The organism is Streptomyces bauhiniae (assembly GCF_004784475.1).
In the GTDB taxonomy this organism is placed as follows: domain Bacteria; phylum Actinomycetota; class Actinomycetes; order Streptomycetales; family Streptomycetaceae; genus Streptomyces; species Streptomyces seoulensis.
This window is the reverse complement of record NZ_SRRT01000008.1, coordinates 259,825-284,269: the sequence shown is the minus strand read 5'-3', so window position 1 is coordinate 284,269 and position 24,445 is coordinate 259,825. Positions and strand designations below refer to the sequence as shown.

The window sequence follows — 24,445 nt, the reverse complement described above, 5'->3', positions numbered from 1 at the left end:
GTCGTACCTACTGCGCGCCCGGCCGCACCAGACCGCTCTCGTACGCGTACACCGCCGCCTGCACCCGGTCCCTCAGGCCCAGCTTCGTCAGCACATGCCCCACATGGGTCTTCACCGTCGTCTCGCTCACGAACAGATCCGCCGCGATCTCCGCGTTCGACAGGCCCCGCGCCACCAGCTTCAGCACCTCCACCTCACGGTCCGTCAGCGTGTGCAGCGTGCTCGGCGCCGGCTCCTCGCCCGACGGCAGATGCGTCGCGTACTTGTCCAGCAGCCGCCGCGTGATGCTCGGCGCCAGCATCGCCTCGCCCTGCGCCACCACCCGGATCGCCTGCACCAGCTCGTCCGCCGGCGCGTCCTTCAGCAGGAAGCCGCTCGCCCCCGCCCGGAGCGCCTCCACCACGTACTCGTCCAGATCGAACGTGGTCAGCACCAGCACCTTCGCCGGGCCGTCCCGCTCCGGACCCGTGATCTGCCGGGTCGCCTCCACCCCGTCCATCCGGGGCATCCGGATGTCCATCAGCACGACATCCGGCTGCAGCGCACGCACCTGATCGAGCGCCTGCAGACCGTCACCGGCCTCACCGACGACCGCCAGATCCGGCTCCGCCTCCAGAATCATCCGGAACCCGGTACGCAACAGCGGCTGGTCATCGACCAGAAGGACGCGGATGGCCACCTGAGAACTCCTTCGCTAGACCGGCCCCATTCTGCCCGCGTCCTCCCCGCCCGACTCCGCCGCCCTCAGCGCGAGCGGATACGGCGGGGGAGTACCCCCGAACTCCGGGCACACCGCCTGGTGGTCGCACCAGCCGCACAGCTTCGTCGGCCTGGGCCGCCACACCCCCGACTCCGTCGCCTCCCGGATCGCCGCCCACAACGCCAGCAGCTTGCGCTCCACCCGCTCCAGATCCGCCGGCACCGGGTCGTACGTCAGCACATCACCACTGCCGAGATACACGAGCTGCAGCCGGCGCGGCACCACCCGCTTCAGCCGCCACACCACCAGCGCGTAGAACTTCATCTGGAACAGCGCCTCTTCCGCGTACTCCGGACGCGGCGCCTTCCCCGTCTTGTAGTCGACGATGCGCACCTCACCCGTCGGCGCCACATCCACCCGGTCGATGATCCCGCGCAGCCGCAGCCCCGAATCCAGCTCCGTCTCCACGAACAGCTCACGCTCGGCCGGCTCCAGCCGCGTCGGGTCCTCCAGCGAGAACCAGCGCTCCACCAGCCGCTCCGCCTCACCCAGCCAGCGCGCCAGCCGCTCACCCTCCGGATCGCCCTCGAACAGCTCCGAGACCTCCGGCCGGCTCTCCCGCAACCGGTCCCACTGCGCCGGGATCAACGACTTCGCCGCCGGCGCCGTACGCTCCGCCGCCGGCACGTCGAACAGCCGCTCGAGCACCGCGTGCACCAGCGTGCCCCGCGTCGCCGCCTCGCTCGGCTTCTCCGGCAGCCGGTCGATCACCCGGAACCGGTACAGCAACGGACACCGCATGAAATCACTCGCCCGCGACGGAGACAGCGACGACGGCCCCACGACGGCCCGCGCGACACCCTCCGCGCCGCCCCCGCCACCCGAAACACCCTCGGGGGCACTGTCCACACCGCTGCTCTCCATGACCCAAGACCATACGGCCCGGCACCGACAGCGACCCAGCCGCGCACCGCACGCCCCCGGAACACCAGGGTGCCGGAGCGGACCGCGCCACCCGGGCCGCATACCATCGACCCGAGACCCTTCCGCCCGGCCAGGCGCGGAAGACGCATCGAACGAGGGGACACCGTGGACGTGACCGGCGGGAACGGGCAGCCGCGGCCGGACGAGAACCACCCGGCCGAGCACCCCCCAGCGCCTCCGACCCCGAACCCCGACCCCGAACACGAGCCCGCACGCGACCAGGGCCGGCCCGACAAGCCCGAACCCGGCGACACCGCCGACCGCACCGAGCACGACCGCTCCCTCGCCCACGCCGGCATCGCCCCCACCGACCCGCCCCCCGAGCGGCCCAAGGAACCCGGCGGCGGCATCCTCATGGGCCGCCCCTTCGGCGTACCCGTCTACGTCGCCCCGAGCTGGTTCCTCGTCGCCGCCCTCATCACCTGGGTCTTCGGCGGCCAGCTCGACCGCGTCCTGCCCGAACTCGGCGCCCTGCGCTACCTCGTCTCCCTCTTCTTCGCGGTCGCCTTCTACGCCTCCGTCCTCGTCCACGAACTCGCGCACGTCCTCGCCGCCCTCCGCTTCAAACTCCCCGTCCGCCGCATCCAGCTCCAGTTCTTCGGCGGCGTCTCCGAGATCGAGAAGGAAGCCGAGACACCCGGCCGCGAATTCGTCCTCGCCTTCGTCGGACCCCTGCTCTCCCTCGTCCTCGCCGGAGTCTTCTACCTCGCCCTCAAACCCGTCGAGCCCGGCACCGTCCCCGGCGTCCTGCTCGCCGGACTGATGATCTCCAACCTGATCGTCGCGATCTTCAACCTGCTGCCCGGCCTCCCCCTCGACGGCGGCCGCATGCTCCGCGCCGTCGTCTGGAAGATCACCGGCCGCCCCATGACCGGCACCGTCGCCGCCGCCTGGGTCGGCCGCGCCCTCGCCGTCTCCGTCCTCATCGGACTGCCCCTGCTCAACCAGTCCGGCACCCTCGGCGGCGACCGCGACGTCAGCGGCATGGACACCGTCACCGACGCCCTGCTCGCCGCGATCCTCGCCGCCATCATCTGGACCGGCGCCGGCAACAGCCTCCGCATGGCCCGGCTGCGCGAACACCTCCCCGACCTCCGCGCCCGCACCCTCACCCGCCGCGCCGTCCCCGTCCAGAGCGACACCCCCCTCTCCGAGGGCCTGCGCCGCGCCAACGCCGCCGGCGCCCGCGCCCTCGTCGTCGTCGACGCCGACGGCACCCCCCTCTCCCTCGTCCGCGAGGCCGCCATCGTGGGCGTCCCCGAACACCGCCGCCCCTGGGTCCCCGTCAGCGAACTCGCCCAGGACCTCACCGACGGCATGCGCGTCTCCGCCGAACTCACCGGCGAGGAACTCCTCGACACCCTCCGCGCCACCCCCGCGACCGAGTACCTGGTCGTCGAGAACACCGGTGAGATCTACGGCGTCCTGTCGGCGGCGGACGTGGAGCGCGCTTTTGTGAAGGCCATGGCAAGGCCGACGTGACAACTCCGCGAAGGCGCACGGGCCTCAAGGGGCGCGGGGAACCGCGCGACCGGCCCCGAACGGCCCGCACCGGTCAACCCACCCCCACCTCCCCGGACCTCTGCCGACGGTCAAGCCCCCGGCGGCGAGCCGGTAAGCTGGTCACATGTCCGAACCGACCGGTGCCGCCCGCAGGCGCGGGCCCTTCAAGGTCGGGGACCAGGTTCAGCTGACCGACCCCAAGGGCCGTCACTACACGTTCACGCTCGAAGCCGGGAAGAACTTCCACACCCACAAGGGCTCCTTCCCGCACGACGAACTGATCGGCGCTCCCGAGGGCAGCGTTGTCCGCACCACCGGCAACGTCGCCTACCTCGCGCTGCGCCCCCTGCTCCCCGACTACGTCCTGTCCATGCCCCGCGGCGCCGCCGTGGTCTACCCCAAGGACGCGGGGCAGATCCTGGCCTTCGCCGACATCTTCCCCGGCGCCCGCGTCGTCGAGGCGGGCGTGGGCTCCGGCTCGCTCAGCAGCTTCCTGCTGCGCGCCATCGGCGACCAGGGCATGCTGCACTCCTACGAGCGCCGCGAGGACTTCGCCGAGATCGCCAAGCAGAACGTCGAGCGCTACTTCGGCGGCGAACACCCCGCCTGGCAGCTCACCGTCGGCGACCTCCAGGACAACCTGTCCGACACCGACGTCGACCGCGTCATCCTCGACATGCTCGCCCCCTGGGAATGCCTGGAGGCCGTCTCCAAGGCCCTCGTCCCCGGCGGCATCCTCTGCGCCTACGTCGCCACCACCACCCAGCTCGCCCGGACCGTCGAGTCCATCCGCGAGATCGGCTGCTTCAACGAGCCGACCGCCTGGGAGACGATGATCCGCAACTGGCACATCGAGGGCCTGGCCGTCCGCCCGGACCACCGCATGATCGGCCACACCGGCTTCCTGCTCACCGCCCGCCGCCTCGCCGACGGCGTCGAGCCGCCCATGCGCCGCCGCCGCCCCGCCAAGGGCGCCTACGGCGAGGACTACGCAGGACCCAACGCCGACGGCGGCGCGGGCCGCTGACCCGCACCCACCCCGCACCACACCAGGGCGCCGCGCCCCCACCTCCCGCCACGGGAACCAGGGGCCCGGCGCCCTCGCGTTTCCCCTTCGCAACCGGGCCCCCGCACCCCGCGGAATCCGCACCCGCCCCCGCCGTTCCCACCCACCGTGACGTGTGACACCATGCTGGCCACCCCTTCACCGGTACAGCCCCACAGGAGACCCTCCTAGTGCAGCAATCCGCCGTCCCGGAGCTCGCCCGCACGGACACCCGGCCCATCCACTGGGTCGCCACGGCCACCGCGGTCGCCGGCGTGATCGCACTGTCCTCCCTCGTACAGCCCGGCCCGGCCACCGCGGCCCAGCCGACCACCGCCACCGAGGCCAGGCCCGCCCCCGCGCCCACCGCCACCACCCCGCCCGGCACCACCGGCGTCGCCTTCCCCCTCGACTGCGGCCCCGTCAAAGCCGTCGTCGCCCACCGGACCGACGGCGACCTCGACGGCGACGGCAAACCCGAGACGGTCGCCGTCGTCCACTGCGACGCCGCCATGGGCACCCCGCCCGACGCCGTCTACGTCCTCACCCGCAACGCCACCGACGGCAAACCCCGCGTCGTCGCCACCCTCGTCCAGCCCGCCGACCGTCTCACCGCCACCGACCTCGCCATCCGCGACCGCACCGTGACGGCCACCCTGCTCGGCTACTCCACCGACGACGTACCGAGCTGCTGCCCCGATGTGAAGAAGGCCGCCGCCTGGCGCTGGAACGGCCACGCCTTCCTGCGCTCCACCCCGGCCGACACCCGAGGCGTCTGACCCCGTAAACGCACAAGACGCGCGCATGCCACCGCACGCGCGCGTCCTTCATGAGGGTCCGTCGGACCTCAGTCCGCCTCGGGCCCGAACACCTCGACCTTGTCCGAAACCCGGCGCACATGGATGCACGCCCCCGGACACTCCTTCGCCGAATCCACCACATCCGTGAGCAACGGCAGCGGCACCGGCGTCGTCGCCCCCACCGCCTGCAGCAACTCGTCGTCGCCGTCCTTCACATAGGCCAGCCCGTCGATGTCCAGCTCGAACACCTCCGGCGCGTACTGGGCGCAGATCCCGTCACCGGTACACAGGTCCTGGTCGATCCAGACCTCCAGCGCCTCGCCGTCCGGGGCCTCCTGCTGCACGCTCATCTCTCCTGACCTGGAATCACCGGACCCGTGCGCCCGGCGGCTGTCGAACACCCCGACCCTACCCCCGCCGCCCGCTTTCCCACCGTCTGCGCCCGACCGGCCGGCGGATCACCCGGAACAAGCGGCTTCCCCCTCACGTTCAGTGGGTATCCCCTCCGTGCGAGAGGGAGCGCACCGGGTGACCGACGACACACCTTGACAGTCTTTGTGATCTAGGGGTTTCAATCGACACCCACCCAGGTAGGGTCTGGAAGCGTCCAGCTCCCCTTGGAGGAGGTGAGGACCGTGGCAGCCCACGACGACGACATCAACCGCGGCATCCGCTCGGGACGAGGGTCCGACGACCCCGCCGGGCAGATCGCCTATCTTGAGCAGGAGATCGCCGTCCTGCGCCGCAAGCTCGCCGACTCTCCGCGGCACACGAGGATTCTCGAGGAGCGGATCGTCGAGCTTCAGACCAATCTGGCCGGCGTCTCCGCACAGAACGAGCGCCTGGCCAACACCCTCCGCGAGGCCCGCGACCAGATCGTGGCCCTCAAGGAGGAAGTCGACCGGCTCGCCCAGCCGCCGGCCGGCTTCGGAGCATTCCTTCAGGCCAACGAGGACGGCACCGCCGACATCTTCACCGGCGGCCGCAAACTCCGCGTCAACGTCAGCCCGAGCGTCGAACTCGACAACCTCAGGCGCGGCCAGGAAGTCATGCTCAACGAGGCGCTCAACGTGGTCGAGGCCATGGAGTACGAGAGCGTCGGCGACATCGTCACCCTCAAGGAGATCCTCGAGGACGGCGAACGCGCCCTGGTACTGGGACACACCGACGAGGAACGCGTGGTCCGGCTCGCCGAACCGCTGCGGGGCATCACCATCCGCCCCGGCGACGCACTCCTCCTCGAACCCCGCTCCGGCTACGTCTACGAGGTCGTGCCCAAGAGCGAGGTCGAGGAACTCGTCCTCGAAGAAGTCCCCGACATCGGCTACGAACAGATCGGCGGACTCGGCGGCCAGATCGAGGCCATCCGCGACGCCGTCGAACTCCCTTACCTCTACCCCGACCTCTTCAAGGAGCACGAGCTGCGGCCGCCCAAGGGCGTCCTCCTCTACGGCCCCCCCGGATGCGGTAAGACCCTGATCGCCAAGGCCGTCGCCAACTCGCTCGCCAAGAAGGTCGCCGAAGTGACCGGACAGGCCGCGGGCAAGAGCTTCTTCCTCAACATCAAGGGCCCCGAGCTGCTCAACAAGTACGTCGGCGAGACCGAGCGGCAGATCCGCCTCGTCTTCCAGCGTGCCCGCGAGAAGGCCAGCGAGGGCACCCCCGTCATCGTCTTCTTCGACGAGATGGAATCCCTCTTCCGCACCCGAGGCTCCGGCGTCAGCTCCGACGTCGAGAACACCATCGTCCCCCAGCTCCTCGCGGAGATCGACGGTGTCGAGGGCCTCCAGAACGTGGTCGTCATCGGCGCCTCCAACCGCGAGGACATGATCGACCCCGCCATCCTCCGGCCCGGCCGGCTCGACGTGAAGATCAAGATCGAGCGCCCGGACGCCGAAGCCGCCAAGGACATCTTCGGCAAGTACCTCACCGAGCGCCTCCCGCTGCACTCCGACGACCTCGGCGAGCACGGCGGCGACAAGGAGATCACCGTCCAGAGCATGATCCAGACGGCGGTCGAGCAGATGTACGCCGAATCCGAGGAAAACCGCTTCCTGGAAGTCACCTACGCCAACGGAGACAAGGAAGTCCTCTACTTCAAGGACTTCAACTCCGGCGCCATGATCGAGAACATCGTCGGCCGCGCCAAGAAAATGGCGATCAAGGACTTCCTCGACAAGAGCCAGAAGGGCCTCCGCGTCTCCCACCTCCTCCAGGCATGCGTGGACGAGTTCAAGGAGAACGAGGACCTGCCCAACACCACCAACCCCGACGACTGGGCCCGCATCTCCGGAAAGAAGGGCGAACGGATCGTCTACATCCGCACCCTCATCACCGGAAAGCAGGGCGCGGACACCGGACGGTCCATCGACACGGTGGCGAACACCGGTCAGTACCTGTAAAGGGCTCCAGCGGCTGCGGATGCCCGCCACGGGCATCCGCAGCCGCTCGCTTTTCAGGCCACGACCGGAGCAGTCAATGACGCAAATGATCTCCCCACCAGTGCAAAGGCGTTCTAGGCTCTTTCCTACCGCCGAGTCGCGCAGTGCGGGGACGGGCACCGCACACGCACCGGAGCGCCAGCGGTACGCGAGCGGCACCCAAGACAGAGGGTGCCGCCGGGCAAGGAGGGCCGCATGACCGTACGGCGAGTAATGGGCATCGAGACGGAGTACGGCATCTCCGTCCCCGGCCACCCCAATGCCAATGCCATGCTCACCTCGTCCCAGATCGTCAACGCCTACGCGGCCGCGATGCACCGGGCCCGCCGGGCCCGCTGGGACTTCGAGGAGGAGAACCCGCTGCGCGACGCGCGAGGCTTCGACCTCGCCCGGGAGGCCGCCGACTCCAGCCAGCTCACCGACGAGGACATCGGCCTCGCCAACGTCATCCTCACCAACGGAGCCCGGCTCTACGTCGACCACGCCCACCCCGAATACAGCGCCCCCGAGGTCACCAACCCGCGCGACGCCGTCCTCTGGGACAAGGCGGGCGAACGCATCATGGCCGAGGCCGCCGAACGCGCCGCCGCGCTGCCCGGCGCCCAGCCGATCCACCTCTACAAGAACAACACCGACAACAAGGGCGCCTCCTACGGCACGCACGAGAACTACCTGATGAAGCGGGAGACCGCCTTCTCGGACATCGTGCGCCACCTGACACCCTTCTTCGTCTCCCGCCAGGTCTTCGCGGGCGCCGGCCGCGTCGGCATCGGGCAGGACGGCCACGAACACGGCTTCCAGCTCAGCCAGCGCGCCGACTACTTCGAGGTCGAGGTCGGTCTTGAGACCACCCTCAAGCGGCCCATCATCAACACCCGCGACGAACCCCACGCGGATGCCGAGAAGTACCGCCGCCTCCATGTGATCATCGGCGACGCCAACCTCTCGGAGATCTCCACCTACCTCAAGCTGGGCACCACCGCACTGGTCCTCTCCATGATCGAGGACAACTTCATCGCGGTGGACCTCGCGGTCGACCAGCCCGTCCGCACCCTCCACCAGGTCTCCCACGACCCCTCCCTCCAGCACCTCGTCACGCTGCGCAGCGGACGCACGCTGACCGCCGTGCAGTTGCAGATGGAGTACTTCGAGCTGGCCCGCAAGTACGTCGAGGAGCGGTACGGCGCCGACGCCGACGACCAGACCAAGGACGTCCTCGTCCGCTGGGAGGACACCCTCACCCGGCTGGAGAACGACCCCATGAGCCTGGCCGCGGAACTCGACTGGGTCGCCAAGCGGCAGCTCATGGAGGGCTACCGCCGCCGCGACGACCTCGACTGGGACGCGCCCCGGCTGCACCTGGTCGACCTCCAGTACGCCGACGTACGCCCCGAGAAGGGCCTCTACAACCGGCTGGTCGACAAGGGGCGCATGAAGCGGCTGCTGGACGACGCGGAGGTCGAGCGGGCGCGTACGAAGCCGCCCGAGGACACCCGTGCCTACTTCCGGGGGCGGTGCCTGGAGCAGTACGCGGACGACGTGGCCGCGGCCTCCTGGGACTCGGTCATCTTCGACCTTCCCGGCCGCGATTCGCTCCAGCGGGTGCCAACCCTGGAACCTCTTCGCGGAACGCGAAATCACGTCAAGGAGCTGCTGGACCGGTGCCGGACCGCTGATGAGCTGGTCAGGGTGCTGTCCGGCAATTGAAACCCCGGTCCGGGGCTTTGATTCGGCTCCCTTCGCAGGGTGGAAATCCCGGCGTCAGGGAATCATCGAGATGGCCCCCGTACGTTCCTGGAACTACGGGGCCGATGTCGGACCCGGCTTGTAGGGTCTGATCATCAGTGAACGGCGAACTGAGCGGGGTGAGGGTTATGGCGACCAAGGACACCGGCGGCGGCCAGCAGAAGGCCACACGCTCCACCGAAGAGGTCGAGGAGCAGACCCAGGAAGCACAGGGCTCCGAAGACCTCAAGGAACGACAGGAAAAACTGACCGACGACGTGGACTCGGTACTGGACGAAATCGACGACGTATTGGAGGAAAACGCCGAGGACTTCGTGCGCTCCTTCGTGCAAAAAGGCGGCGAGTAACCTTCGAATCGAAGGCGACGGGGGCGCTCGAAGTGGCGAACGAAGAGAACATGAAACGCTGCGCGCGGTGTGGTGAGAGCAAGCCGCATGCAGCGTTTCACCGCAGGCGGTCGAATACGGACGGCCTGCAGCAGCACTGCCGGGAGTGCGCCTCGGATTATCACCGCAAGCGGCAGGAATCCCTGGGGCGGAAAGTTCGCCCCAGGGTGGACGTACCCGAGGGACACAAGCTCTGCCTGCGATGCGGTGAGATCAAGCCGTGGACCGAGTGGCACCGCAACGCGACTGCTTCGGACGGACTCTCCACACGTTGCAAGGCATGCCGCGCGGCCGAGGGGCGAGCCAACCACCTCAAGCGGAGTTACGGCATCACCGAGGCCGAACGGGATGCCATGGTCGCTTCTCAGCGTGGGCTCTGTGTGATCTGTCTGAATGCCCCGGCCGCACATGTGGATCACTGCCACAAGACGGGTAGGGTCCGTGGCGTACTGTGCTTCAACTGCAATTCGGCCATCGGCAAGCTGGGGGACGACCCCGAGGCCGTACGCCGGGCCGCCGCCTATCTGGAAGGAAACTCGTGGAAGCCAATACTCGTGGCACCGGGCGTCTACCGACTGCCTTCCTGACGCCTGGGTCGTCCTCCTTCATGGACTTCCTGTCGGACCACCAGCCGGAGCTGCTGCCGGGCAAGCGGACGCTGCCGCCGGTGCAGGGCGTGCTCGAGGCCCCGCACGGGACGACGATCGTGGCCGTGACGTTCCCCGGAGGCGTCGTCCTCGCCGGTGACCGCAGGGCCACCATGGGCAACGTCATCGCCCAGCGGGACATCGAGAAGGTCTTCCCGGCGGACGAGCACTCCGCGGTCGGCATCGCCGGCACCGCGGGCCTGGCCGTGGAGATGGTCAAGCTCTTCCAGTTGGAGCTGGAGCACTTCGAGAAGGTCGAAGGCGCCCAGCTCTCCCTGGAGGGCAAGGCGAACCGCCTGTCGACGATGATCCGCTCCAACCTCGGCATGGCCATGCAGGGCCTGGCCGTGGTCCCCCTGTTCGCGGGGTACGACCTGGACCGCGAGCGGGGCCGCATCTTCTCGTACGACGTCACGGGCGGCCGCAGCGAGGAGCACAACTTCGCGGCGACCGGCTCGGGCTCGGTGTTCGCGCGCGGTGCGATGAAGAAGCTGTTCCGTGACGACCTGACCGAGGACGAGGCCACCACCCTGGTGGTGCAGGCGCTGTACGACGCGGCCGACGACGACTCGGCGACCGGTGGTCCCGACGTCGCGCGCCGGATCTATCCGATCATCACGGTGATCACCGACGACGGTTTCCGCAGGCTGACCGAGCAGGAGGCGTCGGAGCTGTCGCGCGCGGTGCTCCAGCGGCGGCTGGAGGAGCCGGACGGTCCGCGGGCCGCCCTGCTCTGAGCGGGCGCTCTCGGTCTTCGCAGTGAGGTGATCCCAGTGACCATGACAGAAAGGGACGGATAACCGGTGTCGACGCCGTTCTATGTCTCACCCCAGCAGGCCATGGCGGACCGCGCCGAGTACGCCCGCAAGGGCATCGCGCGCGGTCGCAGCCTGGTGGTCATGCAGTACGCCGACGGGATCGTGTTCGTCGGTGAGAACCCGTCCCGTGCGCTGCACAAGTTCAGCGAGATCTACGACCGGATCGGCTTCGCGGCCGCCGGCAAGTACAACGAGTACGAGAATCTGCGCATCGGTGGTGTGCGCTACGCGGACCTGCGTGGTTACACCTACGACCGGGACGACGTGACCGCGCGCGGTCTGGCGAACGTGTACGCGCAGACGCTGGGCACGATCTTCTCCTCGGCGGCCGAGAAGCCGTACGAGGTGGAGCTGGTGGTGGCGGAGGTCGGTGAGACGCCGGAGGGCGACCAGATCTACCGGCTGCCGCACGACGGTTCCATCGTGGACGAGCACGGTTCGGTGGCGGTCGGCGGCAACGCGGAGCAGATCAGCACGTTCCTGGATCAGCGGCACCGGGACGGGATGAGCCTGGCGGAGGCGCTGAAGCTGGCGGTGCAGGCGTTGTCGCGGGACACCAACGGCGGTGAGCGGGAGATTCCGGCGGAGCGTCTCGAGGTGGCGGTGCTGGACCGGACGCGGCCGCAGAAGCGGAAGTTCAAGCGGATCGTGGGCGGCCAGTTGTCGCGGCTGCTGGCGGCGAACGGCGCGGCGACCGAGGCGGAGAGCGCGGACGATCCAGAGGACGCGGCCGGCTCGTCCGGCTCCGAGAAGGAGTGAGGCGCGCGCCCCGCGCGATGTTGTTCAGGTGCCCTCGGCCGGTTTCCGGTCGGGGGCACCGTTGCGTGGGTGCGCTAGGAGGGCCGTGGCGGGGCCGTGGAGGCGCGCGGGATGAGCTGGACGGGAATGTCACCGTGTGGGGGCTCCCGGCCGTCCAGGACGGCGAGGAGGGCCTGCATGCCCCGTTCCCCGAAGAGTTCCGCGTCGAGGCGGACGGTGGTCAGCTCGGGGTCGAGGGCGGTGGCGAGGGCGAGGTCGTCGAGGCCGGTGACGGAGAGGTCGTCGGGGATGCGCAGACCGAGGCGGCGGGCGGCCTTGTAGGCGCCGGCGGCGAGTTTGTCGTCGTCGCAGACGATGGCGGTGGGCCGGGGGCCGGGGGTGGTGAGGGCGGCCTCGGTGGCGGCGCGGGCGGCGCCGATGGTGATGGGCGCGTGGGCGGTGGTGAGCCGGGTGCCGGGTGTGGCGGCGAGGCGGTGGGCGAGTTCGCGGGCGCGGATCTCGAAGGTCCAGGAGGGGATGTCGGCGGCGAGGTGGAGGAGGTGGCGGTGGCCGAGGCCGAGGAGGTGGTCGGTGACCTGGCGGACGCCGTCGGTGATGTCGAGGTTGACGGTGGCGGCCCCGAGGCTGCCGGCGGGGTCGCTGTCGAGCATGACGAGGGGGAGCTGGTCGCCGCTGATGGCGGTGAGGGCGTCGGCGGCCATGGAGGAGGCGATGACGCCGTCGAGGGCGGCCTGGGCGCTGGCGAAGGGGTCGCGGGCGGGGCCGACGCCTTCGGGGGAGGGGTAGAGGACGACGCCGAAGCCGTGCTGGGCGGCGACGCGGGCGGCTCCGGTGTAGACGCCGGCGAAGAATTCGGTGGTGAGGGCGGGGACGACGAGGAGGACGGTGCGGGTGTGGCCGAGGCGGAGGTTGCGGGCGGCGAGGTTGGGGCGGTAGCCGAGGTCGGTGGCGGCCTGGCGGACGCGCTGGGCGGTGGTCTCGGAGACGCGGCCGCGCCATTTGTCGCCGAGGACGAGTGAGACGGCGGCCTGGCTGACTCCGGCCGCGCGGGCGACGTCACGGCTGGTCGGGCGCGTGCTGCTGCGTGCCACCGCGGGCGTGCTCCTCTGGGTGGTGGGGGTGCTGTGTGGACGGTCGGACAGCGCACATGGTACGTATGAAAGCGGTAGTTATACGTAACACTTCGGGGACATCGCGCGACGGCGGTCGGGGGTGCCGGAGCGGCCGCTGAAGGGGCGGGACATGGCGACGGGTTATCTGGAGATCCTGCGGGCGCGGCATGCGCTGCGCCTGCTGACGGGGACGCTGGTGGGCCGGCTGCCCAACGCGGTGGCGCCGATCGCCATGGTGCTGTTCGTGCGCGCGGAGGGCGGTACGTACAGCCTGGCGGGCGCGCTGGCGGCGGTGTACGGGGTGGCGAACGCGGTGGGCCAGCCGCTGCTGGGGCGGCTGGTGGACCTGTACGGGCAGCCGCGGGTGCAGTTGCCGGCGGCGGTGGCGTCGGCGCTGGCGATGGCGGGGTTCGCGTTCTGCGGGATCGGTCCGCTGGGCCTGGCGTACGCGCTGGTGGCGCTGTCGGGTCTGTGCACGCCGCCGCTGGAGGGCGGGCTGCGGGCGCTGTGGCCGTCGGTGCTGCGGCGGGGGGACCAGGTGCACACGGCGTACGCGCTGGACGCGGTGGCGCAGGAGGTGATGTTCACGGTCGGACCCCTGCTGGTGACGCTGTGCGTGTCGGTCTGGTCGGAGCGGGCCGCGCTGCTGGTGCTGAACGGGCTGGGGGTGCTGGGGGCGCTGTCGGTGGTGCTGTCGGCGCCGTCGCGGGCGTGGCGCTCGGAGCCGCGGGAGGCGCACTGGCTGGGTGCGCTGCGTTCGCGGGGGCTGCTGGCGCTGCTGGGGGCGTTCCTGTTCGTGGGGATCGCGATGGGGTCGATCACGGTGGCGTCGGTCTCGTACGCGGACGGGCACGGCGGGGACGCGGTGTACGGCTGGATGATGGCGGGGCTGGGCCTGGGCGCGCTGGCGGGCGGCGTGGTGTACGGGGCGCGTCAGTGGTCCGGGGTGCCGGAGCGGCGGCTGAGGGTGCTGGTGGCGTTGCTGGCGGTGTGTTATCTGCCGTTGCTGTGGATGCCGGGGCCGGTGGCGATGGTGTTGCTGGCGGTGGTGTCGGGGGTGTTCCTGGCGCCGTGCATCGCGTGCGCGTTCATCATCGTGGACCGGCACGCTCCGGCGGGGACGGTGACGGAGGCGTTCTCGTGGCTGGTGACGACGTTCATGGTGGGCGCGTCGGTGGGGACGGGGCTCGCGGGGCCGGTGGTCCAGTCGGGTGGTGCGTCGTGGGGGTTCGCTCTGCCGGGGGTGGCGGGGGGTGTCTCGTTGCTGGTGCTGCTGGCCACGGGAGGGGTGCTGACGGCTCCGGCCGGGGGCGGTGTGGTTGCGGCTTCATCGGAAAATGATCCAGATCGTGCTGCCGAACCCCGTTTCAGTTCAGGGGATCGGGCGTAATGTTCAGTCATGGACCGCCGCATTTTCGGGCTGGAGAACGAGTACGGCGTCACGTGCACGTTCAGGGGACAGCGGCGTCTGTCTCCTGACGAGGTGGCGCGGTACCTCTTCCGCCGTGTCGTGTCATGGGGCCGCAGCAGCAATGTCTTTCTGCGGAACGGCGCCCGGCTGTATCTCGACGTGGGCTCACATCCGGAATACGCGACACCCGAGTGTGACAATGTGACCGAGTTGGTCACCCACGACAAGGCCGGCGAGCGCATTCTCGAGGGACTCCTGGTGGACGCGGAACGACGCCTGCACGAGGAGGGAATCGCGGGCGACGTCTACCTCTTCAAGAACAACACCGACTCGGCGGGCAACTCCTATGGTTGCCACGAGAACTATCTGGTGGCGCGGCACGGGGAGTTCTCCCGGCTCGCGGACATCCTCATCCCGTTCCTGGTGACCCGGCAGCTTTTGTGCGGGGCGGGCAAGGTGCTCCAGACGCCGCGTGGTGCGGTGTACTGCGTGAGCCAGCGGGCGGAGCACATCTGGGAGGGCGTGTCGTCGGCGACGACACGTTCGAGGCCGATCATCAACACCCGTGACGAGCCGCACGCGGACGCCGAGCGTTACCGGCGGCTGCATGTCATCGTGGGCGACTCGAACATGTCCGAGACGACGATGCTGCTGAAGGTCGGCGCCACCGATCTGGTGCTGCGCATGATCGAGGCGGGCACGGTGATGCGGGATCTGACGCTGGAGAACCCGATCCGGGCGATCCGCGAGGTCAGCCATGACATCACCGGCCGGCGCAAGGTGCGTCTGGCCAGTGGCCGGGAGGCGTCGGCGCTGGAGGTGCAGCGCGAGTACTTCGACAAGGCGGTGGACTTCTGCGACCGCCGGGGCATCCGTACGGGCACGGTCGCGCAGGTGCTGGAGCTGTGGGGCCGGACGCTGGACGCGATCGAGACGGAGGACCTGGACCGGATCGGTACCGAGATCGACTGGGTGATGAAGTACAAGCTCATCGAGCGGTACCGCGAGAAGCACAACATGACGATGTCGCATCCGCGGGTCGCGCAGATAGACCTCGCGTATCACGACATCCACCGGCGTCGTGGGCTGTACTACCTGCTGGAGAAGAAGGGTCAGGCGGCGCGGATCTGCAATGACCTGAAGATCTTCGAGGGCAAGTCGGTGCCGCCGCAGACGACTCGGGCGCGGCTGCGCGGTGACTTCATCCGGCGGGCGCAGGAACAGCGCCGGGACTTCACGGTCGACTGGGTGCATCTGAAGCTCAACGACCAGGCGCAGCGCACGGTGTTGTGCAAGGACCCGTTCCGTTCGGTGGACGACCGGGTGGAGAAACTGATCGCCGGAATGTAGTTGCCTTCGAGCGCCACACGGGCGCCGTACGTTTCCCGTACGGCGCCCTTGTCACGCCGTAGAGTTGCGCGCACCAATCCGCAAGATCGACCGATTACGAGGCATCTCCCGTGCGCCGACGCTCACTCCTCATGGCCGCCGTTCCCGCTGGACTGGTCACGCTCGCCGGGTGCGGCGACGGTGATTCGAAGTCGAGCAAGGCGAGTGCGTCGCCCTCGCCGTCGGCGTCGTCGCCTCCGCCGCCGAAGATCGTGGACGGGCCGCTGCCGGCGATCACGGCGGGGACGAAGTTCGGGGAGAAGCCGACGGTCGTCAAGGGGACCGGGGACCCGTCGAAGGACCTGGCGGTCAGGACGGTGATCGCGGGCAACGGCCGCACGGTGGCGGAGAACGACTTCATCAAGGCGGACTACCTGGGCCAGATCTGGAGCTCGGGGAAGGTCTTCGACAATTCCTACGACCGCAGTCCGCTGGTGCTGCAGTTGGCGCAGGGCAGCATCATCGACGGCTGGCGGTACGCGCTGACCGGGAAGAAGATCGGCAGCCGGGTGGAGATCGCGGTGCCGCCGACCTGGGGGTACGGGCCGTCGGGCAATGAGCAGGCGGGGATCAAGGGCACGGACACGCTGGTGTTCGTGATCGATCTGCTGGACTCCTACAACACCAAGAGCTCGGCGAAGGGCGAGGAGGTCCCGCAGACGGACCCGGCCCTGCCCAAGGTGGCCACGAACACGGACGGCAATCTGCCGAAGGTGACGCTGCCGAAGTCGGACCCGCCGAAGAAGCTGGTGTCGAACTACATCCTCGAGGGCGACGGGGACGAGGTCACCAAGAAGCAGGCGGTCCTGTGCCAGTTCCAGGGGCTGGAGTGGCAGGGCGGCCGGACGTTCCAGAAGACGTACGGCTCGGGGCGGCTCAGCCAGTTCTCGGTGGAGCAGATGGAGCAGGTCGTCAAGGGTCTGGCGCAGGGGATCACGGGGAAGAAGGTCGGCAGCCGGGTGCTGATCGTGGTGCCGCCGGACCTGGGCTACGGGGACAACCCGCCGAGCGGGAGCGGTATCAAGAAGGGCGCCACGCTGGTCTTCACGGTGGACATCCTCGCCGCGATGTAGCGTGCCGGGCGCCCGAGCTGCGGGGATGACAGACTGTCCATGTTTCGTTTCGTACACACGCAGGAGCTTTTGACGTGAGCATCGACAAGCCCGAGGTCGACTTTCCGGGCGGCGAGCCGCCGAAGGACCTTGAGATCAAGGACATCTGGGAGGGCGACGGCGAGGTCGCCAAGGCCGGCGACGTCGTCAAGGTGCACTACGTGGGCGTCGCGTTCTCCACGGGTGAGGAGTTCGACGCGTCCTGGAACCGCGGTACGCCGCTGGACTTCCAGCTCGGTGTCGGCCAGGTCATCCAGGGCTGGGACAAGGGTGTGCAGGGCATGAAGGTCGGCGGCCGCCGCCAGCTCGTGATCCCCGCGCACCTCGCGTACGGCGACCGGGGCGCCGGCGGCCGGATCGCGCCGGGCGAGACGCTGATCTTCGTCTGCGACCTGGTGGGCGTCGGCAAGCGCTGACCCGACGGTCAAGCCTGATCGTTTCTGATCGAAGAAGGGCCCGTGCCTGGTGCGCGGGCCCTTCTTCTTTGCTTCGGCTTTTGCCGCGCCACCCCGGAGCGGTACGGTCGACGGTCGGAAGCACATGAGGGAAGGCGTAGGGCGTCGATGGCCATTGCCAAGGCCGAGCGGTTGATGAACCTCGCGCTGTGCCTGCTCGGCGCACGGCGGCCGCTCAGCAAGCGCGAGCTGCGCGGGTCTGTCGAGGCGTACCTGGAAGCGGGGTCGGACGACTCCTTCAACCGCATGTTCGAGCGGGACAAGGACGATCTGCGCGAGCTGGGCCTGGTCATCGAGACCGTGGAGAACCTGGAGGGCGAGGTCGGCTATCTCGCCCGCCGCGACAGCAACCGGCTGCCCGCGATCACCCTGGACGCCGAGGAGGCCGCCGCCCTGGGACTTGCCGCCAAGGTGTGGCAGCAGGCCCGGCTGGCCGGCGCGGCCAGCGGCGCCCTGCAGAAGCTGCGCGCGGCCGGGCTGCCCGAGGACGTCGACCCCTACGGCTCGCACGGCGCGCTGGAGCCCCGCATCCCGGTGCACGAGGCCGCGTTCGAGCCGCTGATGCTGGCCTGCCGGGACCGCCGCCCGGTGGTCTTCGACTACCGCAAGGCGTCCGCCGCGCACCCCGAGACCCGGCATGTCGAGCCGTGGGCGCTGGAGTGCTGGCGCGGCCACTGGTACCTGGCCGGCTTCGACCGCGAGCGCGGCGCGGAGCGGGTCTTCCGGCTGTCCCGGATCACCGGCAAGGTCCGCGCCCGCGGTACGGGCTTCACCGCGCCGGTGCCGGACGTGGTGACCGTGCGGGAGACGGTACGGGGCTGGGCGGGGGAGACCGCCGACCGCTCCGCGCTGATCCGGCTGCGCACGGGCGCCGGCTACCCGCTGCGGGCCAAGGCCACCAAGGTGCGTGAACTGGGCGACGACTGGGACGAGTTGGAGATTCCGTACGGGCACGGGCTGGATGCCTGGCTGGTGGAGTTCGGGCCGGACGTGGTGGTGCTGGAACCGGCCGAGCTGCGGGCGGACGTGGTGGACCGGCTGCGTGCCGTGGCCAAGGGCTGAGAGCGGAGCGAGAACACCATGGCAGGCAAACCGGCGCGGCCCGTGAACGCCATCGACCAGACCCGGCGGATGCTGTCGCTGGTCACGTATCTGCGCGAGCGCCCCGGCGCCCGGATCGCGGACGTGGCCCGCGCCTTCGGCATCACCGAGGACGAACTCGTCTCCGACCTGGACGTGCTGCCCATGTGCGGCACCAGTTTCCGGGGCGGGGACCTGCTGGACATCGACACCGACGGCGAGCGCATCTGGTGGCACAACCCGGCCGCGCTCGGCGAGGACGCGGCCGAACCGCTGCGGCTCGCCGCCGACGAGGCGACCGCGCTGCTGGTGGCCGCCCGCGCGGTGGCCACCCTGCCCGGCCTGCGCGAGAGCGACCGGCAGGCCCTCGTCCGGGCCACCGCCAAAGTGGAGACCGCCGCCGGTGAGGCGGCCGGGGCCAGCTCCCGGCTGTCGGTGACCTTCGAGTCCGAGGGCGGGGTCTTCGCCGACGTCGACCGGGCCATCTCCGAGCGGCGCCGGCTGTGGGTGCGCTACTACTCCCCGGCTCGCGACGAGCTGACCGAGCGGGAGATCGATCCGATCCGCCTGGTCACCATGGGCCACACCTACGTCGAGGCGTGGTGCCGCCGCTCGGAGGCGCGCCGTACCTTCCGGCTGGACCGGGTGGCGGAGATCCGGATTCTCGACGAGCCGGCCGCGCCGCCCGAGATAGAACCGCGCGACCTGTCCGAGGGGCTGGTGCAGCCCGCCGCCGAGGACCCCGAGGTCGTGGTCGAGGTCGGCCCCGGCGGGCGCTGGGTCGCCGAGTACTACCCGCACGACACGGCCGAGGAGCTGCCCGACGGCGGCCTGCGCATCACCCTGCGCACCCCCGACCCGGCTTCCTTGCGCCGGCTCGCCCTGCGGCTCGGCCCGGACGGCCGGATCGTGTCGCCGTCCGACCTGGCCGACCGCGCCCGCCGGGCCGCCCGCGAGGCGCTGGCCGCGTACGAGGGGCACACGCCGTGAACGAGACCCGGGCGCCCGGGACGACGCGCGAGGTGACGGCGGCCGCCGCCTTCGCCGGGATGCGGCGCGTCGTCCCCGTGGTGTTCAAGGCGGCCTGCCCCGACTGCCGGGGCCGGTTCGAACTCGCCGCGAACGCGCTGCGGCTGGCCATCGGCGGCTCCAGCCGGACCACGTTCTACTCCTTCACCTGCCCCGAGTGCGGCACGGCGGTGCGCAAGCCCGCCGGGGACCGGATCGTGCAACTGCTCAGCGGGGCCGGGGTGCGGACCCTGCGGCTGCACTCCACCGTCTGAAGACCGCTCCCGGACGGTCTAGGCTCGTCCTCATGTTCTGGCCGATGTTCGCGGTTGCCATGGGATTTCTGGGTCTCGCCGTACTGGGGGTGCTCGCCGTCCGCGTCTTCGTGGCCGCGCGCCAACTCGGCCTCCAGGTCGCCGACTCCGGGCGCCGCATCAGCCGTGCCGCCGAGGACCTGGAGCGGGCCGCGGTGAGCACCGCCCGCGCCGCCGACACGCTCTGACCTGCGCGAGTACCAGGGCGACGGAAACGCCACAAGCGGTTTGCGTCACTTCGCCCTGTCATGCGGGACGGGCGTACGGGTACGCTGCTGGTCGCGGTGCGGAGAACGAGGCGCGTACCGCGGACCGGGAGTACGCACGGGGATTGCCTCTCGTTTACCCCTGAGCGTTACGATCGCTGCCGGCACGACCATCCGGACGCTTGTCCGAGCGGTCGGACAGCACCCCCACCCCCGCCTCGGTGAGAAGGTACACACTCATGATCGGAAGGCTCGGTCCTACCGAGATCATTCTCATTCTCGTCGTCGTCTTCCTGCTCTTCGGCGCGAAGAAGCTTCCGGACATGGCCCGCTCGCTGGGCAAGTCCGCACGCATCCTCAAGAGCGAGGCGAAGGCGATGAAGGAGGAGGGCAACACCTCCACGCCTCCGGCCTCCGGCGAGCAGCCCCCCGCGCAGCGCACCATCCAGGCCGCCCCCGGCGACGTGAACAGCGCCCGCCCGGTCAACGAGCCCACGGACACCACCCAGCGCTGACCCGCGGCCGCGACACCGGCCTGCCGCACGAGATGAGGACGTGGGTTGCTCAAGTCTGCCCGCAAGAAAGAGAAGGACCCCGAGGGGCGGATGCCCCTCGTGGAGCACCTGCGCGAGCTGCGCAACCGGCTCGCCAAGGGCATGTTGGCGATCACGGTCGTCTCCGTGGTGGTCGCCTTCTACAGCCAGGACCTGATGTCCTTCCTCTCGCATCCGGTCCCGCGCTGCACCGAGGGCCTGGGTGAGTCCACCGGAGGCTCCTGCGCGGTCATCGCCTACACCGACCTGCTGTCGCCCTTCACCACCACGGTGAAGGTCTGCTTCATGGCGGGCGTGGTCATCTCCAGCCCGGTCTGGCTCTTCCAGCTCTGGGCGTTCATCGCACCGGGCCTGCACCGGCACGAGCGCAAGTACACCTACTGGTTCGTGGCGGCGGCGGTGCCGCTGTTCATGGCGGGCGCCTGGCTCGCCTACACGATCCTGCCGATCAGCATGCGGGTGCTGCTGGGCATCACCCCCGACGGCTCGGCGAACATCCTGCCGATGGACAAGGTCCTGGACTTCATCGTCCGGATGATCCTCATCTTCGGCGGCGCCTTCGAGCTGCCGCTGCTGCTGGTCATGCTGAACTTCGCCGGTGTGGTGACCGGGCGCCGGATGGCCGGCTGGTGGCGCGGTGTGGTCATGGGCGTCTTCGTCTTCGGCGCCGTCGCCACCCCCACCACGGACCCCTTCGGCATGATCGCGCTGGCCGGGCCCATCGTGGTGCTGTACTTCATCGCCGTCGGCATCGCGCTGCTCAACGACCGCCGCCGGCAGCGCGCCGACGAGGCCGCCGAGCTGGACGACGACGAAGCCTCGCCGCTGGACCACCGGCCGGAGCCGATCGCCGGCCCCGAGCGGCTGACCGCCGCCGTCCCCGAGCAGGCCCGCCAGGCCGAGGCCCTGCCGCCGGGCCGCTACGAGGGCTACGACGACGTCACCTGAGCGGACCAGTACCCGTGAGCGAGGGGCCGGACGGATCTTCCGTCCGGCCCCTCGTCCGTCCGTACCGCCGGGCCCGGAGGCAGGCATTCCGTTTCGGTGGGCGTGGGAAGCGATAATGATCGTCCTGTTGTCGGTGCGGGCCGGTACGCTCGAAAGCACGATGACAGAGGACCTCTCACCGGCCGAGCGGTACGCGGCGTCCCGAGTGCGGGCCGCCGAGCAGGCCACCGCGCTCGCGGGCTTCCGCGAGATGTACGACTTCGGCCTCGACGACTTCCAGGTGGAAGCGTGTCAGGCACTCGAGGGCGGAAAGGGCGTGCTGGTGGCCGCCCCCACCGGCTCGGGCAAGACGATCGTGGGCGAGTTCGCCGTCCACCTCGCCCTGGAACAGGGCAAGAAATGCTTCTACACGACGCCCATCAAGGCGCTGTCGAACCAGAAGTACGCCGACCTGTGCCGCCGCTACGGAGCCGACAAGGTCGGCCTCCTCACCGGTGACAACAGCGTGAACTCCGACGCCCCGATCGTCGTCATGACGACCGAGGTGCTGCGGAACATGCTGTACGCCGGCTCCCAGACCCTCCTGGGCCTCGGCTATGTGGTCATGGACGAGGTGCACTACCTCTCCGACCGCTTCCGGGGAGCCGTCTGGGAAGAGGTGATCATCCACCTGCCCGAGTCGGTGACCCTGGTGTCGCTGTCGGCCACCGTGTCCAACGCCGAGGAGTTCGGCGACTGGCTGGACACCGTGCGCGGCGACACCGAGGTGATCGTCTCCGAGCACCGCCCCGTACCGCTGTTCCAGCACGTGCTCGCCGGGCGGCGGATGTACGACCTGTTCGAGGAGGGCGAGGGAGCCAAGAAGGCCGTCAACCCCGACCTCGTCCGGCTCGCCCGGATGGAGGCCACCCGGCCCTCCTACCAGGACCGCAGGCGCGGCCGCGCCATGCGCGAGGCCGACCGGGAGCGGGAGCGCAGGCAGCGCCAGCGCGCCTGGACACCGGGCCGCCCCGAGGTCATCGAGCGTCTGGACTCCGAGGGCCTGCTGCCCGCCATCACCTTCATCTTCAGCCGCGCCGCCTGCGAGGCCGCCGTCCAGCAGTGCCTGTACGCGGGCCTCAGGCTCAACGACGAGGAGGAGCGGGACCAGGTCCGCGCCCTGGTCGAGGAGCGCACCGCGAACATCCCGCCCGAGGACCTGCACGTCCTCGGCTACTACGAATGGCTGGAGGGCCTGGAGCGCGGCATCGCCGCCCACCACGCCGGCATGCTGCCGACCTTCAAGGAGGTCGTGGAGGAGCTGTTCGTCCGCGGGCTGGTCAAGGCCGTGTTCGCCACCGAGACGCTGGCGCTCGGCATCAACATGCCCGCCCGCTCGGTGGTGCTGGAGAAGCTCGTCAAGTGGAACGGCGAACAGCACGCCGACATCACCCCCGGCGAGTACACCCAGCTCACCGGCCGGGCCGGCCGCCGGGGCATCGACGTCGAGGGCCACGCCGTGGTGCTGTGGCAGCGCGGGATGAGTCCCGAACACCTCGCCGGGCTCGCGGGCACCCGCACCTATCCGCTGCGCTCCAGCTTCAAGCCGTCGTACAACATGGCGGTCAACCTGGTCGAGCAGTTCGGGCGGCACCGCTCGCGCGAGCTGCTGGAGACGTCGTTCGCGCAGTTCCAGGCCGACAAGTCGGTCGTCGGGATCTCCCGGCAGGTGCAGCGCAACGAGGAGGGCCTGGAGGGCTACAAGGACTCCATGACCTGCCACCTCGGCGACTTCGACGAGTACGCGCGACTGCGCCGCGAACTCAAGGACCGGGAGACCGAGCTGGCCCGGCAGGGCGCCAACCAGCGGCGCGCCGAGGCCGCCGTCGCCCTGGAGAAGCTCAAGCCGGGCGACATCATCCACGTGCCCACCGGCAAGTACGCGGGCCTCGCCCTCGTGCTCGACCCCGGCGTGCCCGCCGGGCGCACCGGCGGCCAGCGGGGCTTCGACCACCACGACGGGCCCCGCCCGCTGGTGCTCACCGCCGAACGGCAGGTCAAGCGGCTGGCGTCGATGGACTTCCCCGTGCCCGTCGAGGCACTGGACCGGATGCGCATCCCGAAGACGTTCAACGCCCGCTCCCCGCAGTCCCGTCGGGACCTCGCCTCCGCGCTGCGCACCAAGGCCGGGCACATCCCGCCGGAGCGCGCCCGCAAGAAGCGCTCGCAGGCCGCCGACGACCGGGAGATCGCCCGGCTGCGTACCGCCATCCGCGCGCACCCCTGCCACGGCTGCGACGACCGTGAGGACCACGCCCGCTGGGCCGAGCGCTACCACCGGCTCCAGCGCGACACCTCGCAACTGGAGCGGCGCATCGAGGGCCGCACCAACACCATCGCGCGGACCTTCGACCGGATCGTCGCCCTGCTGACCGAACTGGACTACCTGCGCGGCGACGAGGTCACCGCCAACGGCAAGCGGCTCGCCCGGCTCTACGGCGAGTTGGACCTGCTGGCCAGCGAATGCCTGCGCGAGGGCGTGTGGGAGGGGCTCGGCCCCGCCGAACTCGCCGCCTGCGTCTCGGCGTTGGTGTACGAGTCGCGGGTCAGTGACGACGCGATGACGCCCAAGCTGCCCTCCGGGCCGGCTCAGGCCGCGCTCGGCGAGATGGTGCGGATCTGGGGGCGGCTGGACGCGCTGGAGGAGGACTTCCGGATCAGCCAGACGGAAGGTGTCGGGCAGCGGGAGCCGGATCTCGGGTTCGCGTGGATCGCCCACCAGTGGGCCTCGGGGAAGGGGCTCGACGAGGTTTTGCGTGAGGCGGAGATGCCTGCGGGGGATTTTGTGCGGTGGACGAAGCAGGTGATTGATGTTCTCGGTCAGGTTGCTGCGGCTGCTCCTGCGGAGGGCTCGACGGTCGCCAAGAATGCGCGCAAGGCTGTTGATCAGTTGCTGCGGGGAGTGGTTGCCTACTCGTCCGTGGGGTGAGGGTTGTCGGGCGGGTGCGGGTGGGCTGTGGCTGATCGCGCAGTTCCCCGCGCCCCCAA

General features: G+C 70.1%; 24 protein-coding genes. 20 read left to right on the top strand and 4 right to left on the bottom strand.

Translation table 11 applies throughout. The features are described 5' to 3' along the window. Nucleotides 1–7: 7 nt before the first annotated feature. Nucleotides 8–679, bottom strand: a complete 672-nt coding sequence (locus E5083_RS26465) for a response regulator (RefSeq protein ID WP_031180020.1) — start codon at nt 677–679, stop codon at nt 8–10. A gap of 15 nt (nt 680–694) precedes the next feature. Beyond that, nucleotides 695–1,624 carry a RecB family exonuclease gene (locus E5083_RS26460; protein WP_135788183.1) on the bottom strand — a complete coding sequence of 310 codons (930 nt, stop codon included), beginning with the start codon at nt 1,622–1,624 and terminating at the stop codon, nt 695–697. Nucleotides 1,625–1,789: 165 nt separating this feature from the next. On the opposite strand from E5083_RS26460, the gene E5083_RS26455 reads away from it, so the two are divergent. The 3 genes from E5083_RS26455 (at nt 1,790) to E5083_RS26445 (ending at nt 5,011) form a co-directional block, all read left to right on the top strand. Further along, a complete protein-coding gene (locus E5083_RS26455) occupies nt 1,790–3,166 on the top strand; it encodes a site-2 protease family protein (RefSeq protein WP_135788182.1) in 1,377 nt (458 codons plus the stop codon). A gap of 145 nt (nt 3,167–3,311) precedes the next feature. Continuing rightward, nucleotides 3,312–4,214 (top strand): tRNA (adenine-N1)-methyltransferase, encoded by a 903-nt coding sequence (locus E5083_RS26450; RefSeq protein ID WP_030812697.1) that lies wholly within the window; start codon nt 3,312–3,314, stop codon nt 4,212–4,214. Between the two features lie 209 nt (nt 4,215–4,423). Next, a complete protein-coding gene (locus E5083_RS26445) occupies nt 4,424–5,011 on the top strand; it encodes a hypothetical protein (RefSeq protein ID WP_135788181.1) in 588 nt (195 codons plus the stop codon). A gap of 68 nt (nt 5,012–5,079) precedes the next feature. On the opposite strand, the gene E5083_RS26440 is transcribed toward E5083_RS26445, so the two are convergent. Continuing rightward, nucleotides 5,080–5,382, bottom strand: coding sequence for a ferredoxin (locus E5083_RS26440; protein WP_135788180.1), 303 nt, complete (start codon nt 5,380–5,382; stop codon nt 5,080–5,082). A 285-nt stretch (nt 5,383–5,667) separates the two neighbouring features. Here E5083_RS26440 and arc point away from each other — a divergent pair, with 285 nt between their 5' ends. The 6 genes from arc (at nt 5,668) to prcA (ending at nt 11,829) form a co-directional block, all read left to right on the top strand. Continuing rightward, on the top strand, nt 5,668–7,434 hold the full coding sequence (gene arc, locus E5083_RS26430; protein ID WP_086694435.1) for a proteasome ATPase: 1,767 nt from the start codon (nt 5,668–5,670) through the stop codon (nt 7,432–7,434). Nucleotides 7,435–7,668: 234 nt separating this feature from the next. Continuing rightward, complete coding sequence (dop, locus tag E5083_RS26425) at nt 7,669–9,180, top strand: depupylase/deamidase Dop (RefSeq protein WP_341866578.1); 1,512 nt, start codon at nt 7,669–7,671, stop codon at nt 9,178–9,180. A gap of 167 nt (nt 9,181–9,347) precedes the next feature. Continuing rightward, nucleotides 9,348–9,566 carry a ubiquitin-like protein Pup gene (locus tag E5083_RS26420; RefSeq protein WP_030812711.1) on the top strand — a complete coding sequence of 73 codons (219 nt, stop codon included), beginning with the start codon at nt 9,348–9,350 and terminating at the stop codon, nt 9,564–9,566. A 50-nt stretch (nt 9,567–9,616) separates the two neighbouring features. Further along, nucleotides 9,617–10,192 (top strand): endonuclease VII domain-containing protein, encoded by a 576-nt coding sequence (locus tag E5083_RS26415; protein ID WP_135788309.1) that lies wholly within the window; start codon nt 9,617–9,619, stop codon nt 10,190–10,192. Then, nucleotides 10,144–10,989: a proteasome subunit beta gene (gene prcB / locus E5083_RS26410; RefSeq protein WP_135788178.1), complete on the top strand. Its 846-nt coding sequence runs from the start codon at nt 10,144–10,146 to the stop codon at nt 10,987–10,989. Before E5083_RS26415 ends, prcB begins: the two co-directional genes overlap by 49 nt. 66 nt (nt 10,990–11,055) lie before the next feature. After that, a complete protein-coding gene (gene prcA, locus E5083_RS26405) occupies nt 11,056–11,829 on the top strand; it encodes a proteasome subunit alpha (protein WP_135788177.1) in 774 nt (257 codons plus the stop codon). A gap of 74 nt (nt 11,830–11,903) precedes the next feature. Here the strand turns inward: prcA and E5083_RS26400 are convergent, their stop codons facing one another. Further along, nucleotides 11,904–12,920, bottom strand: a complete 1,017-nt coding sequence (locus E5083_RS26400) for a LacI family DNA-binding transcriptional regulator (protein ID WP_135788176.1) — start codon at nt 12,918–12,920, stop codon at nt 11,904–11,906. Between the two features lie 151 nt (nt 12,921–13,071). Between E5083_RS26400 and E5083_RS26395 the strand changes: the two genes are divergently transcribed. From E5083_RS26395 to E5083_RS26345, 11 genes are all read left to right on the top strand, one after another. Next, nucleotides 13,072–14,331, top strand: a complete 1,260-nt coding sequence (locus tag E5083_RS26395) for an MFS transporter (RefSeq protein WP_135788175.1) — start codon at nt 13,072–13,074, stop codon at nt 14,329–14,331. Between the two features lie 9 nt (nt 14,332–14,340). Beyond that, nucleotides 14,341–15,702 (top strand): Pup--protein ligase, encoded by a 1,362-nt coding sequence (gene pafA, locus E5083_RS26390; protein WP_030812727.1) that lies wholly within the window; start codon nt 14,341–14,343, stop codon nt 15,700–15,702. 110 nt (nt 15,703–15,812) lie between these two features. Continuing rightward, entirely contained in the window at nt 15,813–16,814 is a 1,002-nt protein-coding gene (locus tag E5083_RS26385; protein WP_135788174.1) for an FKBP-type peptidyl-prolyl cis-trans isomerase, read from the top strand. 74 nt (nt 16,815–16,888) lie between these two features. Beyond that, nucleotides 16,889–17,269: an FKBP-type peptidyl-prolyl cis-trans isomerase gene (locus E5083_RS26380; RefSeq protein ID WP_135788173.1), complete on the top strand. Its 381-nt coding sequence runs from the start codon at nt 16,889–16,891 to the stop codon at nt 17,267–17,269. A gap of 147 nt (nt 17,270–17,416) precedes the next feature. Further along, complete coding sequence (locus E5083_RS26375) at nt 17,417–18,370, top strand: helix-turn-helix transcriptional regulator (RefSeq protein ID WP_135788172.1); 954 nt, start codon at nt 17,417–17,419, stop codon at nt 18,368–18,370. Between the two features lie 18 nt (nt 18,371–18,388). Continuing rightward, the gene (locus E5083_RS26370) at nt 18,389–19,378 is read left to right on the top strand and encodes a helix-turn-helix transcriptional regulator (RefSeq protein ID WP_135788171.1); all 990 of its coding nucleotides are present in this window, start codon (nt 18,389–18,391) and stop codon (nt 19,376–19,378) included. Between the two features lie 59 nt (nt 19,379–19,437). Continuing rightward, a complete protein-coding gene (locus E5083_RS26365) occupies nt 19,438–19,671 on the top strand; it encodes a hypothetical protein (RefSeq protein ID WP_244317667.1) in 234 nt (77 codons plus the stop codon). Nucleotides 19,672–19,703: 32 nt separating this feature from the next. Further along, nucleotides 19,704–19,898, top strand: coding sequence for a hypothetical protein (locus E5083_RS26360; protein WP_086693401.1), 195 nt, complete (start codon nt 19,704–19,706; stop codon nt 19,896–19,898). Between the two features lie 257 nt (nt 19,899–20,155). Beyond that, entirely contained in the window at nt 20,156–20,431 is a 276-nt protein-coding gene (tatA, locus tag E5083_RS26355; protein WP_135788170.1) for a Sec-independent protein translocase subunit TatA, read from the top strand. Nucleotides 20,432–20,521: 90 nt separating this feature from the next. Beyond that, the gene (gene tatC / locus E5083_RS26350; RefSeq protein ID WP_135788308.1) at nt 20,522–21,418 is read left to right on the top strand and encodes a twin-arginine translocase subunit TatC; all 897 of its coding nucleotides are present in this window, start codon (nt 20,522–20,524) and stop codon (nt 21,416–21,418) included. A 115-nt stretch (nt 21,419–21,533) separates the two neighbouring features. Beyond that, complete coding sequence (locus E5083_RS26345; RefSeq protein ID WP_135788169.1) at nt 21,534–24,386, top strand: DEAD/DEAH box helicase; 2,853 nt, start codon at nt 21,534–21,536, stop codon at nt 24,384–24,386. Nucleotides 24,387–24,445 lie beyond the last annotated feature (59 nt).